The sequence below is a fragment of the Bartonella sp. CL70QHWL genome (genome assembly GCF_042194855.1).
Lineage (GTDB): Bacteria > Pseudomonadota > Alphaproteobacteria > Rhizobiales > Rhizobiaceae > Bartonella.
This window is the reverse complement of record NZ_JBHINJ010000001.1, coordinates 161,046-177,141: the sequence shown is the minus strand read 5'-3', so window position 1 is coordinate 177,141 and position 16,096 is coordinate 161,046. Positions and strand designations below refer to the sequence as shown.

Here is a 16,096-nt window from a genome sequence, read left to right as displayed (position 1 = left end):
TATAAAAAGTGAATATAAAGGATAAATCAATGACGTGTATAAAAGTTGATAAGGACAATTTCGAAAGTGAAGTTCTAACCTCTTCCACCCCTGTTGTGGTTGATTTTTGGGCAGAATGGTGTGGCCCTTGCAAAGTGATTGCTCCAATGTTGGATGAGATTTCAATAGAAATGCAAAATCAAGTTAAAATTGCTAAGGTAAATATTGATGAAAATCCGGAACTGGCTACCCAATACGGAGTACGTTCTATCCCTACATTATTAATGTTTAAAAATGGAAATATTTCATCGAATATGGTTGGCGCTACCTCTAAAGGACGTCTTTCTGAATGGATAAAAGATGGGCTTAGTTAATTCCACATATAATCACTATAAAGGAGAGAAGTTTTGTCTCTCCTTTTGACTTTTTTAAAATATTCTTTTTTGCATTATATTATAATGAAAAGACAATAAAAATCAAAATTTTAAATGAATTTAAGAATTCGTGCTTTTATGCATGATTCAATTGACCATTTTTATAAAAAATTGCTTTGTATGAAGAATATAGGCAATTCTTTCCTTATATGCGTGTTAAAAATATTGGGTGAATGATAATTTCATAAAGGTATTTTTTCTTAGATAAGACTATTGAGATAGATAGTGCTTTCAACACATAAAAGGAGATTTTAAGCAAAAACTTTGCAAATTACTTTTCTGAAGCTCACAATTTTTAAGCAGAAAGAAACAAGCAATTCACTACAGGTTATAGAATGCTCTTCTAAAGGGTTACCACTTCAATTTAAAATTCTCTTATACTATTCTCTAGAATCAAAATTGTAGGTATCAGATTCTCTAAAATAAATTGATGAATTCCTATAAATTAACGGCTGTCCTTTGCAATTTATGTCATTGTTATATGAAAGAGTCAGCACTTCGTTTCATCTTCCATGGTCGGTGCCTCCATGAAGCCTTCTTTATGTTGTTCATCATCTCAAATTTCATAGGTATATCCTGAGATATTACCAACTAAAAAAATGATGATGCCCATGATTATATCTATGTTTTTTAAAATGTACGAATTGTAAAAGACTGTTGCAAACATTCAATGGAATGTTGCGCTGATTTAACTGTTACATGACGCCCATGTTCTTTATAGTGTAAGGTGAGTGCAAAAGTGGCAAGCTCTAAAAGAGCTGTATTTCTTTCTGGCCATTCAACAAGTAAAATATTTTTCTCACGAGCTTCATGAAGCCCTAATTCATCAATTTCTTCTGCCATAGAAAGGCGATAAAGATCAGCATGAATAATTTCAAACTTTGGAAGTTGATAGCTTTGCACAAGAGTAAAAGTAGGGCTTGGAACATCCATAGTGTTATCGTTTGCAAGTGTTTGGATGATTGTACGTGCAATGGTTGACTTTCCAGTTCCAAGATCCCCTTGCAGCGTTACAAGATCTCCTGGCTTTAAAGAAAGAGCTAAATTTTGTGCAAAAAGCTTTGTTGCCTCTTCATTTTCAAGAAAAAAACTAAAATTCATTAAAAGTTCCATGAAATGGATGAAAAATTTTTGTTATCATAAGAGTTAAAATTAAAAAATCTTATCTCCTTTGGAGAGTGGGAAAAAACATTTAACTGTTGTTCCTTTTCCAGAACCGGTAAGAATTTCAACATGTCCACCGTGTAGTTCAACGAAACTTTTCACAAGGGAAAGGCCAAGACCCGCTCCCGCACGCCCACCATGGTGTGAATGGGAAGAAAAACGTTTAAAAATACGATCAAGGACGTCTTTTGGGATGTCAGAGCCCTGATTGTGAACGCTAAAGACAATGTTATCATCTTGTTCATCGACGCAAAATTCAATAGTACTCGCCTCCGTTGCAAAATTAATAGCATTGCTCAGTACATTCACAAAAATTTGATGCAAGCGTTTTTCATCAGCAGAAATAGAATTTAAGGAAGGGGAAATTTGTTGTAAAAGCGTAATATGACGTCCATTAAGGCGATCTTCTACGCGTGCTACTGCTTGTATCATAGCATCGGCAATGTTAACCGATTTTATGTCCAACTCCATAATGCCTGCATCAAGGGTAGCAAGATCAAGAATATCGTTAACAATATTTAAAAGAGTTCCTGATTCTGAATGAATGTGTTCAAGATATTCTTGTTGACGTTCATTGATAGAGCCGAAAATTTGATCACGTAAAATATCGGAAAATCCAATAATATTTGTGAGAGGTGTGCGCAATTCATAAGAAACATGTTGGACAAATTCATTACGCAAACGATCAGCACTTTCTAATGCTTCATTTTTTTCTTGAAGAGCACGAGCAACATGGACAGTATCCGTAACATTCACAAAAGTAAGCATCGTTTGTCCATTAGGAAGAGGGACCAGAGTATAGTCAATAATCATATCATTTTTAAGATCTATACGACCTGAAAATGTTTCACGTTTTTCAGCAAAACCGGTAATGAACTTGGTAAACTGATCCCATTCTGTCCCCAAGGTTAAGGCTGAACAATGGCTTTGTAACTGTGTAATATGGGTTCCTTCTACCAGTAAATTATAAGGAAGAGACCACAATTTCGACAAGGCAGGATTCGATAAGCGAAGGCGTCCATCAGTACCAAAAACGACCACGCCTTCAGAAAGTTTATCAAGTGTTTCACCTTGTATTTTAATAAGTGTATTATAACGGCGCTCAAGATCAATTTTTTCTGTAAGGTTTTCGTACAGCCAAGTGACACCTCCTTGTGGATGAGGGTTCGAGACAACACGCACCGTACGCCCATCTGGAAGATTCCAAATTTGTTGGTTTGATTCTGTTTGCCAATAGGCTTTTAAAAGTTCTTCTTTCCATGCGCGCCAATCAGGGTGTTCAGCAATGAGCCCCTTTTCACGTAAACGTTCAAGAAACAATGTATGGCTTGGTTCACTTTCTAAAAAAGAACTCTCCAACGGCCATAAAATTTTGAAAGCATGATTACAGAATTTTAATTTTTGGTTTGTATCAAAAATGGCTACAGCTGTTGAAATTTGGTCAAGTGTTTCACAATGGCTTTGAAGAACATATCTTAATTCATGAGCAAGATTTTCATATGCGCTGTCATCACGTGCAAAAGCTGCCATTCCTTCAGCTGTTGTAATACGTGTGAGATGAAAACGGTGCCGTTCTCCACCAATAACCGTATGAACATGTTCTTGAAAAATTGTTTCTGTTTCATCTGTTTTGCGTTGTGTATTTTCATTGAAAAGATCCCCCACGTCATCACTGTCTTCAGGAAAGTCTGTCATTTCTCTAAAGGCGCGATTGATAAAACAAACTTTTCCTTCACAATCTTTTATCCATACGGGCTCTTGAATAAGATCAAGAAGATTACGCTGCATTCTCAGTTCAGTAAGAAGGCGGGCTATATCTTTCTGTAAACGAGCATTTTCACTCTGTTGTTTTGAGATATCTTGAAAACGAGCAATAGCGACTGTTCCTGCGACGACTCCTGTAACTTGTAGCAGTACATTGTTTGTGGTGGTGATAGAAAGATCAAAAGGGTGACATTTACAACGTAGTTGAGTCAATGCATAATCAAGTTCTCGCAGAGAATTTTCTTCAACCCAGAGCTCAAAACGCTGAAAATCTTTCTGATCGATTCCTATTTTTTGCAATGCAGAAAGAGCACCAACAACACGGGGTAAGGTTGTTGGATTTTCCCAAATAAGAAGGAATTGCTCGGTTTCTTTCAGAAACCATTCATAATATTTAAGTTTTTCAGAAAAATTTGCCTGAAGTATCTTCAAAGGCTTCTGTGCAGTTTTTTTTGCACGCACGGTAACAGCTATGCACGAGAGAAGTGAAGCACAAGAAATTCCTCCACACAGCGCTAAAAGCAGCCATGGACTATTTGGAAAAGTGAAGAAAAATGGTAAATAACCTTCCAATGACTGAGCAACAGCGCATGTTGGAGAAAAAAAGAAAAAAAGGCAAAATATATACGTATAGATTCGGATCACTTTTTGAGCTTTTTCTTTGGGGTTATAGTCACCAAAGCTAGGCACGGCATCTTTCCCTTTTTTAACCCAAGGAAACGTATTAGTAACGGTAATGGTTTGGTTTATAAGGTCCTTGTGGTGAGACTCCAATATAGGCGGCTTGTTCTTCTGATAAAACACTTAATTTTATTCCTAACCGATCAAGATGTAGACGTGCAACTTTTTCATCAAGATGTTTAGGCAAAACAGTGACTTCATTTGTATAGTGTTCTGCACGGGTAAAAAGTTCAATTTGCGCTAAAACTTGATTAGTAAACGAGGCTGACATGACAAAAGAAGGATGCCCAGTCGCATTCCCGAGGTTTAACAAACGCCCTTCAGAGAGCAAAATGATGCGTTTTCCATCGGGAAAGGTGATCATATCAACTTGTGGTTTTATATTTGTCCATGGCAAATTTCTAAGGGCAGCGACTTGGATTTCGTTATCAAAATGACCAATATTTCCAAGAATACACATATCCTTTACTTGTCGCATATGGTCTAAACGAACAACATCTTTATTGCCTGTTGTCGTGATGATAATATCAGCACTGGAAGCAGCATCATCCAAATTAACAACTTCATAGCCATCCATAGCGGCTTGAAGAGCGCAAATGGGATCAATTTCTGTTACTTTAACACGAGCCCCAGCACCAGAAAGAGATGCTGCTGAACCTTTACCTACATCACCATAACCACAGACAATGGCAATTTTACCGGCGATCATCACGTCTGTTCCACGTCGAATACCATCGACCAATGATTCTTTACATCCATATTTATTATCAAACTTTGATTTAGTGACGCTATCATTAACATTAATAGCAGGAAAAGGTAGAAGTCCTTCTTTTTGTAACTGATAAAGACGGTTTACACCTGTTGTGGTTTCTTCGCTTACACCTTTAATTGCTGCACGCTGTCGTGTAAAAAAACCTGGCGTTGCATCCATACGCTTTTGTATTTGTTTGAAAAAAATTTCTTCTTCTTCTGTTTTGGGATGCGATAAAATATCTTTATTTTGTTCTGCACGACTTCCCATTAAAATATAGTTTGTGGCGTCAGCTCCATCATCTAAAATAAGATTGGAAGGATTACCATCTGGCCATTGGAAGATTGCATCTATATAAGTCCAATATTCTTCCAATGTTTCACCCTTAACGGCAAATACAGGAATGCCAGTTGCGGCGATAGCTGCTGCTGCATGGTCTTGCGTAGAAAAAATATTGCTAGAGCTCCAACGTATATCGGCGCCAATGGCTTTTAATGTTTCAATTAAAACAGCTGTTTGAATTGTCATGTGCAATGAGCCAGAAATACGCGCTCCGCGCAAAGGTTGGCTGGAAGAAAACTCCTTACGACAAGCCATCAAACCAGGCATTTCAGTTTCAGCAATATTAAGTTCTTTACGACCATAAGCGGCAAGTGCAATATCTTTGACAACAAAATCTTGAGCTGCCATTCTTCATTCCTTTAAAATAAGTTTTTCCAAGACGGTAGGAGAAATTAAAAAAAAATGCAAGACAAGAAGAGGACTTCTCTATGTGAAAAAGCTCTTTTAAAATCTCCATAAATTTGTGCAACAAATATGCATTTACGGATCTGAGTAGTGATGTTACTAACAGAATAAGAGATCTTCATGATAAGTCTTATTATATAAACAAAACTCTATCCTTTTCACGTAACTTTAAAGCTTTTAAAAATCTCTAGAGGGAATACCTTTTAAATAATAAAAATGGTGCATTGCTTCACAGTTTTTATATCGATTTTTTATGGGATAATATCGAAAGTAGTATACCCATATTCTACTCACTTATGCGGTTGTTGAAAAAGGAAGTATTACTTTAATCTCATTATTAAGCTTTTTAGCAAAATAATATAATGCAAAGCCATAGGCTATCATGTTTATGAATAGGCAATTCAGAATCGGTTCTTTAGGATTCCAATATTGCATCTGCTCTTGGATAAAGACAGTTTATAAGAAGTGCTTTTCTTCTGTTTTCAAAGATTTTTATCAAAAGACTATAGATATACGATTAAACATTTTTTGTGATACTGAATAGAGTATTTAAAATGTAAAAACATCACTCTATTGAACACTCTGATTTTAAAACTGCTAACAACGAGCGATGAATTATAAATCAAATAATTAACTCAGTTTTAGAAGAATTTATTCTAAACGAATAGGTTTTGGGAAAATTGACCATGTGGACGAAATCGCCAAAGATAACTTGGCAAGAATGCTGCCATTGCTCTGGGGGTAATTCCCACACCTTCTAGAGTATATCCATTCTCTATAGCTTCTTTAGAAACAATGTTATCCATTTGCAAAAAACGTATCTGATTGGCTGTTACGAGTGTTGGTACAAAAGGCAATTTACCGACTGTTCCCAAAATTCCTCCAATCAATAGACCAGCAGAAAGGGGCATGGATAGGATTGTTTTTTTACGGTGAATAATTTTGAGTATATTTTCAAGAGTATTTTGGAAGGTGATAATCTGGGGACCACCAAGATCATAATTTTTTCCCCAAGCAACTTGTCCATCTAAAGCGCGCGCGATAAACTCAGCAACATCACCAACATACACGGGTTGCAATTTGCTTTGCCCACCTCCAAAAAGAGGCATAATTGGTAAAAAACGTGACAAATCTGCCAAGGTGTTAAAGAAACAGTCCTCTGGTCCAAAGATAACGGATGGACGGATAATAATTGCTTGAGGATGCTTGTTATGAATGATTTGTTCACCCATAAACTTAACACGTGCATAAAGACATGAAGCATTCTCGTTAGCCACAAGTGTTGACATATAGATTAGCGGAATACCAGTTTCTGCTGTTAATTCAGCAACATTGTAAACACCATCAATTTGTGTTTTTTTAAAATTCGATTGATTTGCTTGTTTTAAGCTACCAGGCAAAAACACTGCTGCATCAGCTCCAAGCAATGCGCGTGCAACAGAAGCACGATGCTTGATATCTGTTTTAAGCATTTGGGTTTGTCCTACTTCTCCTATTTGAAGCATGTAATAAGCTTTTTGTGGACAACGAACAGCGATACGAACGCGATACCCCCGCTTAGTCAAAGTTTCAACGACATGTCGTCCTACAAAACCAGATCCGCCAAAAACAGTAATAAGTTTAGGATGTTGATAAAGTGCACAATCAAGTTGCATGATGAAAAAGTCTATCTTTCAAAGTTTTAAAAATGGCTAATTTTTAGCACGGAGGTGTTTTATTGTCACGCAAAATATCGCCCGCAAGATAAAGGGAACCACCAATAAGGACAATTGCCTCTTTATATTCCACCTTAATCTTATGCAAAGCATCTTGTAGATGAGCTTGTGGAGTAGCAAGGATTCCTGCTTTTTGCGCTGATTCAGCTAAGTTTATTGGAGAGATACTTGCATTATTGTTAATCAGCGGTATCGTATATACTTTATCGACAAGGTTTGCTAAGGAACGAAAATAACCGACAGCATCTTTGGTATTGAGCATGCCAGCAATCATAATAATAGGACGATCTGTTTTTTTTCTCCATTGTGCAAGTTCTGCTCCAATAACTTTTCCAGCAGCAGGATTATGACCACCATCTAACCATAAATCGATATTAGGAGACAGTTGATCAACCAAATGTCCCTGGGTAAGATGTTGCATTCGTGCGGGCCAATAAATATTTTTCAAAGCATCATTTATGGCTTGTTCTGAAAGTTGAAAACCTGCTTGAAAGACTGCTTCAAGAGACGCGCCAGCATTAGCAACTTGGTGGTCTCCAATAAGGTTAGGAAGGGGAAGATCCATGAGACCTTGATTGTTTTGAAAAACCATACGTCCATGTTCTTTATAACTTTGATAATCTTGATCAAATAGAGAATAAGATGCTTTATTTTTATTAGCAAGGGGTATTAGAGTAGCAAGAGTTTCTTCATAATTTTGCTTTCCAATGACTACAGGAACGTTTGGTTTGATAATCCCTCCTTTTTGAAAAGCGATTTGAGCAATTGTCTTTCCAAGAAAGATCTCATGATCATAATCAATGGGCATAATAAGTGATACAGCTGGTTTGTTAACGACATTGGTAGCATCAAAATGTCCTCCCAATCCAACTTCTAAAATGACAACATCAGCCGGATGTATACTAAACAGCATAAAGGCAGCGGCTGTAAAAATTTCAAAAATAGTAATCGGCTCTTGACGATTTACTTTTATAATTTCATGGATTGTCTCAGCTAATTGGTTTTCTGTAACAAGTTGACCACCTCCTTTTTGACCTAACCGGCAGCGTTCATTCCAGTTGACGAGATGAGGTGAGCTATAGACATGAACGCGGTAGCCTGCACTTTCCAAAAGAGCACGGCAAATTGCTGAGGCAGATCCTTTGCCATTTGTTCCAGCGATGTGAATAACAGGTGCAAGTTTTAAATGTGGATTACCAAGACGCTCTAAAAGGTGAACAATACGCTCTAAAGAAAGATCAAATTTTTTCGGATAATTTTTTAGTAAATCATCCACCACCCTTTGTATTTGGCTTTGTTGCATAAATTTAAGCTGCTTTTGTTGTAGAAAGCGATGTTTGAGAGTCTGTTGGGGATGGATCAGAAGGGTTAAAAACAGCAGGGCGTTTCATCATCAAGCGTAAAAGACGTGCAATGGTTGTTTTCATGTCTAAACGCGATACAACCATATCAATCATACCATGTTCAAGCAGATACTCACTACTTTGAAAACCTTCTGGTAGGGTTTCGCGTATAGTTTGTTGAATTACACGTGGACCAGCAAAACCAATCATAGCGCCAGGTTCGGCAATGTGAATATCACCAAGCATGGCGTAAGAAGCAGTAACACCACCGGTGGTTGGATTGGTCAGCACAACAATATAGGGAAGTTTTTCTTCTTTCAACATTTCAATCGCTACTGTTGTACGAGGCATTTGCATCAACGAGAGTGTTCCTTCTTGCATGCGTGCACCACCAGAAGCAGCAAAAAGAACCAGCGGGCGCCTTTCAGCAATAGCAGTATCAAAAGCTTTGATAATAGCTTCTCCTGAAGCCATACCGAGTGATCCACCCATAAAGGCAAAATCTTGAACGATTGCAATAATTGGTAAGCCTTCAATCGTACCACGTGCACTTAAAATATTGTCATCAACACCAAGTTTAGAACGATAATCTTTTAACCGGTCAATATAGCGTTTTTCGTCACGAAATTTTAAAGGATCTGTTACAACTTTTGGATTTTCAAGAGTTGTATAAACACCATCATCAAAAAAATGCATGAGACGATTTTTAGCACTGATACGCATATGATGGCCAGAATTGGGAGCTACAAATTGATTAGCTTCCAGATCTTTATGGAAGATCATTTCACCACTGGTAGGATCTTTAATCCATAGATTTTCTGGAATTTCACGGCGCCCCAATATAGAGTTAATTTTAGGACGAACATAATTTGTAATCCAGTTCATCTTTATAACCTTCCTTTAAATATTGTGCATCTTTTGCATGATTTGAAAGAATATAGAACTTAAGCAGTCACATTTGCTTTACCGGTTGAACAAAGGAGTCTATTTAATACTTTTATCAGTGTACGTATAGCTTGTTTTTTAATTTTTAATTTTTCCCATATCATAACAATCATATGCATCATGAAGAGTATTTCCTATAATAAATTTCTCATAAGTTTTAAGAACTTACATTTTTTTATTTTTTACTTTGGTATTAAAATTCACTCCTTGTGTGGTTAACAAACGCCTTATTTTTTAATAAAAATGAATATCCAATTAATCATTCGTATCAACAGTTTTGAAGAAAAGAAACCTTATAGTATAAGGCGCTAACAAGGCTAAAATAATCCATTAAAGATAATGAATACGACAACGCTATATTAGCGAAACGCTAACATCAGAGCAAGGTTTTTTTCAAAAGGTTTCTTTAAAGCGTATGCTTTTTACAATTAAAATTGAATACGCTCAAAATACTCCTATTCCATTGAACTCAATATTGTTTTGAATAAAAACAAGAGGAAAAAGCATGCCGCCAAATAGTAGAAAAGTACAGAGTATTAGGAATTGTGCAAAACAATTAAGCACGTAGCTAAACGAAGTTAAACAACTCTACTGAATAAATAAAAGTAAACAACTTTCCTCCCAAATAGTTATTATTCCTTAATTTTTTACATATATCATACAAATGCAATAATCTACACTCTGTACAAAAATATTAAAAATTTCTTCTACAACAGCTGCTTTTTGAATTCTTCTTGGTTTTTAAAATTCAAAATTTCTATTCATTAAAACTTTATTTTAAACAAAGAAGCCCTAGCCGTTTTTTATAATGTTCTTGAAAAAAATCTTGTAGTTCAAAGAAAGAAAAAATTATACAGTACATTCTTTAAATATATTTCTTGTTTTTTTTGCGTCTTTCCTTAGTTTATTAATCTATGATTTTTACTGCTGCTTATCGTGCTTTACAACGTCTTTTGACCTCGCAATATCGTATTATGATACTGAAAGCATTGGGGGTTACTTTTTTCACTCTCACCATTTTATGGTTATGTGTGCACCAACTTTTTGTGTCTTACTTTTGGCCCTGGATTGCACAATTTCTTCCTGGACTCCCTAGTTGGGCAGGATGGATTGGTTTTAGCATGCTTATCATTTTTAATCTTGGTTTGGCTCTTTTGTTGGCTTTTTTGATTGCACCAATCGCAGCTATGATTGGTGGTTTTTTCATTGACTCTGCTGCTGAAATTATTGAAAAAGAGGATTACCCAAACGAGCCTATTGGACAAGCTTTGCCGTTTCGGCGTTCTCTTATCATTTCCTTTAAATTTGTTATTTTAAGCCTTCTTGGTAATGGAATTGCTTTTATTTTATTCTTCATACCAGGTATTAATTTAATTGCTTTTTATCTTATTAATGGTTATTTGCTCGGTCATGAATATTTCTTGTTTGCTGCTTATCGTTTTCGAACAGAGCAAGATGCACGTGCTTTTTTACATACTCATTACACAACGGTTTTTGGTGCAGGATTATTGATAGCGCTTTTTGTTTCAATTCCAATTCTTAATTTAGCAACACCGCTTTTTGCAGCCGCCTTTATGACATATTTACACAAAATGCTTTCCCAAAAGACCATGGCACGCATTACACAAAAATAGTGTTCCTTGACTTTAAGGTTAATAAAACTTGCTAGCCAAAGAAAGCATAATATAAAATTTTATGCTTTATCTTTTATTAAAGCAATATATTGATTTATAATGATAATTTATTGTTTCACAACATGAATGAAAAACCTAAATATCATGAGGATTTCTTATTTTAGTCCTATTCATATTAGATCAATTGAAATCGTTTGTTAATATGTCATAAACGGAGGTGGTGTGCAGATAAAAGTACTTTCAAAAAGGCGTGAAATATCTTTTATGAATCCTCTTAATGCAAACATTATCGTCGCATTGAAAACTGAAAAAGAGTATGATGGTGCCGCTTTGTACCTTATATTTCAGTAACAATGGATAGCATAAAGTATTTTATACCATTCATGGAGAGTGTATACTCTTCATAAGAGTGTTTTGGCAATTATTGAAAGATATCTGTGTAAAATAAGCACGTAGTTATATAGGAGTAACGTAGTAGCGCCGTAGATATTCTGATTTTGGGCAACAGATAGAAAATGATTAATATGATAAAAGTGGAAAAAATAAGCTTAGGCGATTGACCGTCCGATCCCATGGAAGAGCTCTTTCTTAAGAAGAAGCAAAGAATGAGAGACACCACTGATGATTAAAAATGATGAGATTTTAAAAGCTATAAGTGCAATGAAATAAGAATTCATTGAAGCACTTTTCGTACAAGTGGTGCACTGTATCAAATAATTTTTAGATAATAACACCATTAATTTACGAAGAGAATTGATCATTTTCAACTTGAATAAGAATCCAAAATATAGAAATATTCTTTAATTTCAAAGTCTCTATTCAACATCAAAAAATTATTTACTTGCACATTATAGACGAGACCAATGTATGGATACAAGGCTTTCGATAGAGGAATAAAAATGCTTTTCATGAATCATTACAATGTGAGGATATCATGGATAAAATTCTAATCTTTGTGGTCTTGGTATTCTGGAGAGAGGACACACACATTTAATCTTAAAGACCGATCACTGAGGAAAATAATAAAGGCGTCAGTTTAGACAGTGGTGCAATGAATTTTGTCTATACTCTTTATAAGCGTCAGTGTGAGATATGCTTTAAATTGCATTGAGATATTATAATATATTGATTTATATATTATTTTTCATAGTGAATAAGAGCTCCAAATAAAGTTGTCATATTTTCTCATTAGCTGCTCTCATCATGAAACAATCAAAATCATTTATTTGCATATCATAAATATGACCAATATGAGGATAAAAACATTGAAGAAAGAAAATGCTTTTTATAAATTTTATCCAGTGCAAGAGCTTTGTCAAAATTGATGGTAGCCAAAGTGAATGATAGCTTGTTTTTTTATAAGCTGGGGAGACAGTGGTGCAAGAGATCCTACTTTTATGAAGGCTAAGGTGATACGGGATTTTAAAAAAAATATTTCCCAATGCTCGTCACACCCATTTCGCAATCGCGCCCATGAATGGTATAAGGGCAAAGTTCTCGTGAATAATATAAAACTTATAGGGCATCACTATCTTTACGCTTAATAAAAAGAGCACGCTGGCGCCATCATCCTCAGTGTTGCCCGAGACGGCCCATTATAAGCGTTTTTAGTTCTTTCTTAAACGTTTTGTATTCATACAGCTATCCTTGTTTGCAATGTGCAAGAAAATGATTTTTATTGCCTTAACATGAGAGAGATTGGAAATGAGAGAATCTTACGATATTTGGGTTCTAATTTAATATGAACAATGCGAGATTATCATTATAAATCAAAAATATTGTATAACAATCGAGATGGATAGACACCTATTGTCAGTTCTATTTTATAGGTTTTTTTAATATCAACGCGTTTGAAGAGTTATTATTTGCAAAGGGGTATATTTTCCTCATGAGGAGTAGGTGTTTTGGGGGCAAAAAATGATACAATCACGTTTGCTAATTTTTGCGCTACGTGTTGTTTACTCATATGGGGCCATTGTTCAACTTTTTTTCTACTTACGAGATAAACTTGATTTGTATCAGCACCCATGACACCTGTACCATCTAGTTGAAGAGAAATATCATTAGCAAGAATGAAATCAGCTCCTTTTTCAACACATTTTTTTTGCGCATTGGCAATGATATCACATGTTTCTGCAGCAAAACCAATGACCAGTGAGGGGCGGTTTGGAGCGTGTCCAATCGTTGCTAAAATGTCAGGATTTTCGACCATATGAAGGGATGGTGGTATTTTATGAGCATTCTTTTTAATTTTGTGTAAAGACTGCGTTTGACTGCGCCAGTCACAAACAGCGGCAACAAAGATGGCGCCATCAGCAGGCAATGCGGTTTGAACGGCTTGTAACATCTGTTGTGCTGTTTCAACATGAATGGTTTTTACTTCTTGTGGGTCTGCAAGATTAACAGGTCCACAAATAAGTGTTACTTTTGCACCCAAATGCGCAAGAGCGGTTGCGATGGCATGACCTTGTTTACCTGAAGACCGATTAGCAAGATAACGTACTGGATCAATTGGTTCATGGGTAGGGCCAGAGGTAACGATGAAATGGCGGTCAGAGAGAGGTTTTTCATGCCCATTCAAAAGAGCCTCTATGGTAGCAACAATAGTTAAAGGTTCGCTCATACGCCCATATCCTATCTCGTCACGTTCAGCCATATTTCCGATTTCTGGTCCGATGATATGAACGCCATCTGCGCGCAGTTGTGCAACATTGCGAATAGTGGCAGGATGCGCCCACATGGACGGATTCATGGCGGGTGCAATTAAGAGTGGACAGCGTGCCGCTAAAAGAATGCAATCAGTCAGATCATCTCCTATGCCATTGGCTATTTTTGCAATGCGATTGGCTGTAGCAGGGGCTAAAATAATAAGGTCAGCGTTACGTGCTAATCGGATATGTCCAATATCATGTTCTTCTTCGCGTGAAAATAAATCAGTATATACAGTACCACCGCTTAAAGCTTCAGCGGCTAAAGGCGTAATAAATTTTTGCGCTGCTTTTGTCATTACAACTTTTAAGTGTGCTCCACGTTCTTGTAAACGGCGAATCAAATCAAGTGCTTTATAGGATGCAATACTTCCACCAATAATAAGAAGAAGAGATTTTGATTTCAATGATTTCACTTCAACAGCACTAGCATGAAGGGGTTGTGTGGTGAGAGGAGTGGGATTGCTTAAAAGGCGTCGGACTTCTTCTTCCATAGAAATACCATTTTGCGCGGCGCGTATGCGCAAAGCTTCTTTGGTTTCAGGAGACAGGTTACGAATGGTAATACTGGCCATAAAATACCTCCAAGAAATAAAATGATTGCAATGATTTCATTGTTGATATTTTTAGCATATTAAGGAGATTAGAAAAGATGAAAAAAGTAAAAAGTAAGAAAAGTGCAACAAAGTGCAATGATGAAAAGGCTATAACGACCATAACGGTTTCGATGACTTTGTTCCACAGCAAGTTGTTTGAGGGTAGTAGGAGAAAGATTAAAACCTGTTTTTCTCATTTGATTAAAATCTTCTTCTATCCGTTGGAAATTTTGAACCAATTGTGGTGTTTTGCGTGCCAGCGAAAGGAGAGCTTGTGCTCCTTCACTAAAGTCTTTTGCAACGCCTACGGGTCCTAAATTTTTACTAATCCATTCTTTGACAACGGGTTCAGAAGCTTTCCACATATTAAAAGTGGGGTCTAATGTGCGGGCAACGCCTTCCACAACAACCATCGTTTTTTGCAACAATAAAAGTTCAGGTCGCGTTTGCATGTCAAATAATTCAGTGACTTCAAACAATAAAGTGAGCAATTTAGCCATGGAAATGCTTTGTGCTGATTGTCCGTGAATTGGTTCGCCAATAGCGCGGTTGGCTTGCGCAAAGCTTTCAATATTATGGTGTGAAGGAACATAACCTGCCTCAAAATGGGCGCGTGCAACCCGATGGTAATCGCGGGTAATAAAGCCATAAAGGATTTCAGCAAGGAAATGCTTTTCTTTTTTACCAAGCCTTCCTGTAATGCCTAGGTCAACAGCAACAATACATCCTTTTTCATCTACAAATAAATTACCAGGATGCATATCGGCGTGAAAAAAACCATCACGCAATGTATGGCGAAGAAAAGATTGAATAAGCGTAATAGCGAGCGCCTTCAAATCAAAACCTGCTTCTTTAAGTTTGGAAGTTTCGGATATTCTTATACCATCAATCCATTCCATTGTAAGGACATTACGTCCTGTCCGTTCCCAGTCAATACGTGGAACCCGAAAGCCTGTATCATGTTGAATATTTTCAGCCATTTCAGATATAGCTGCTGCTTCTAGGCGTAAATCCATTTCAAGCCGTGTTGTTTGTGCTAAAGTATCCACTACACAAACAGGACGAAGCCTTCGAGAGGCAGGGATATAGCGCTCTTGTAAATGAGCAATGAGATAGAATCCTCTAAGATCTTTAGAAAAACGTGCTCTGATATTGGGACGAATAACTTTTACAGCACATTTTGTCGTATGGCCAGTTTCATCACTGTATTCAGCTGGATGAACTTGAGCAATAGAAGCGGCGGCAATGGGGGGATAAAAATTTACGAATAAATCATCAATAGAGCGACCAAGAGAACTTTCAATTTGAGCAATAGCGGCGGTACAAGAAAATGTTTGGACGCGATCTTGTAGTTGTGACAAATCTTTCGCAATATCATGGCCGACAATATCAGGCCTTGTTGCAAGAAATTGACCAAGTTTTATGTAAGAGGGTCCAAGCTTATTAATGGCATACGAAATATTTTCAGATCGCTGTTTCTTTTTTGTTTTGCGTCTTGCTAATGCGCCCGCTATACGATGACATAGCGCTGGAAATCCTTGAAGATCATCATGAGGAAGAGCACTTAAAACACCTTCACGTGTTAAAACCCATCCTGCACGCATCAATTGAAAGTAAGGGGAAATTTGCACCATT

At 36.6% G+C, this 16,096-nt stretch carries 10 protein-coding genes; 2 read left to right on the top strand and 8 right to left on the bottom strand.

The features are described 5' to 3' along the window. Nucleotides 1-29: 29 nt before the first annotated feature. Nucleotides 30-353, top strand: a complete 324-nt coding sequence (trxA, locus tag ACFIJZ_RS00600) for a thioredoxin (RefSeq protein WP_273790200.1) — start codon at nucleotides 30-32, stop codon at nucleotides 351-353. Nucleotides 354-1,043: 690 nt separating this feature from the next. Here the strand turns inward: trxA and tsaE are convergent. The 6 genes from tsaE to accD form a co-directional block, all read right to left on the bottom strand. Continuing rightward, nucleotides 1,044-1,514: a tRNA (adenosine(37)-N6)-threonylcarbamoyltransferase complex ATPase subunit type 1 TsaE gene (gene tsaE, locus ACFIJZ_RS00595; RefSeq protein WP_273790201.1), complete on the bottom strand. Its 471-nt coding sequence runs from the start codon at nucleotides 1,512-1,514 to the stop codon at nucleotides 1,044-1,046. Nucleotides 1,515-1,565: 51 nt separating this feature from the next. Next, nucleotides 1,566-4,031 (bottom strand): PAS-domain containing protein, encoded by a 2,466-nt coding sequence (locus tag ACFIJZ_RS00590; protein WP_375630598.1) that lies wholly within the window; start codon nucleotides 4,029-4,031, stop codon nucleotides 1,566-1,568. Between the two features lie 34 nt (nucleotides 4,032-4,065). After that, nucleotides 4,066-5,463 carry an adenosylhomocysteinase gene (gene ahcY / locus ACFIJZ_RS00585; RefSeq protein WP_375630596.1) on the bottom strand — a complete coding sequence of 466 codons (1,398 nt, stop codon included), beginning with the start codon at nucleotides 5,461-5,463 and terminating at the stop codon, nucleotides 4,066-4,068. 713 nt (nucleotides 5,464-6,176) lie between these two features. Beyond that, complete coding sequence (locus tag ACFIJZ_RS00580) at nucleotides 6,177-7,175, bottom strand: complex I NDUFA9 subunit family protein (protein WP_273790204.1); 999 nt, start codon at nucleotides 7,173-7,175, stop codon at nucleotides 6,177-6,179. Nucleotides 7,176-7,218: 43 nt separating this feature from the next. Beyond that, entirely contained in the window at nucleotides 7,219-8,538 is a 1,320-nt protein-coding gene (locus tag ACFIJZ_RS00575; RefSeq protein ID WP_273790205.1) for a folylpolyglutamate synthase/dihydrofolate synthase family protein, read from the bottom strand. Nucleotides 8,539-8,542: 4 nt separating this feature from the next. Further along, complete coding sequence (gene accD / locus ACFIJZ_RS00570; RefSeq protein WP_375630594.1) at nucleotides 8,543-9,463, bottom strand: acetyl-CoA carboxylase, carboxyltransferase subunit beta; 921 nt, start codon at nucleotides 9,461-9,463, stop codon at nucleotides 8,543-8,545. Between the two features lie 974 nt (nucleotides 9,464-10,437). On the opposite strand from accD, the gene ACFIJZ_RS00565 reads away from it, so the two are divergent. Continuing rightward, complete coding sequence (locus ACFIJZ_RS00565; RefSeq protein WP_375630592.1) at nucleotides 10,438-11,157, top strand: sulfate transporter family protein; 720 nt, start codon at nucleotides 10,438-10,440, stop codon at nucleotides 11,155-11,157. A gap of 1,861 nt (nucleotides 11,158-13,018) precedes the next feature. On the opposite strand, the gene coaBC is transcribed toward ACFIJZ_RS00565, so the two are convergent. Both coaBC and ubiB read right to left on the bottom strand, forming a co-directional pair. Then, nucleotides 13,019-14,440 carry a bifunctional phosphopantothenoylcysteine decarboxylase/phosphopantothenate--cysteine ligase CoaBC gene (gene coaBC / locus ACFIJZ_RS00560; RefSeq protein WP_375630590.1) on the bottom strand — a complete coding sequence of 474 codons (1,422 nt, stop codon included), beginning with the start codon at nucleotides 14,438-14,440 and terminating at the stop codon, nucleotides 13,019-13,021. Nucleotides 14,441-14,508: 68 nt separating this feature from the next. Next, nucleotides 14,509-16,095, bottom strand: a complete 1,587-nt coding sequence (gene ubiB / locus ACFIJZ_RS00555) for a 2-polyprenylphenol 6-hydroxylase (RefSeq protein ID WP_273790209.1) — start codon at nucleotides 16,093-16,095, stop codon at nucleotides 14,509-14,511. Nucleotide 16,096: the final 1 nt, after the last annotated feature.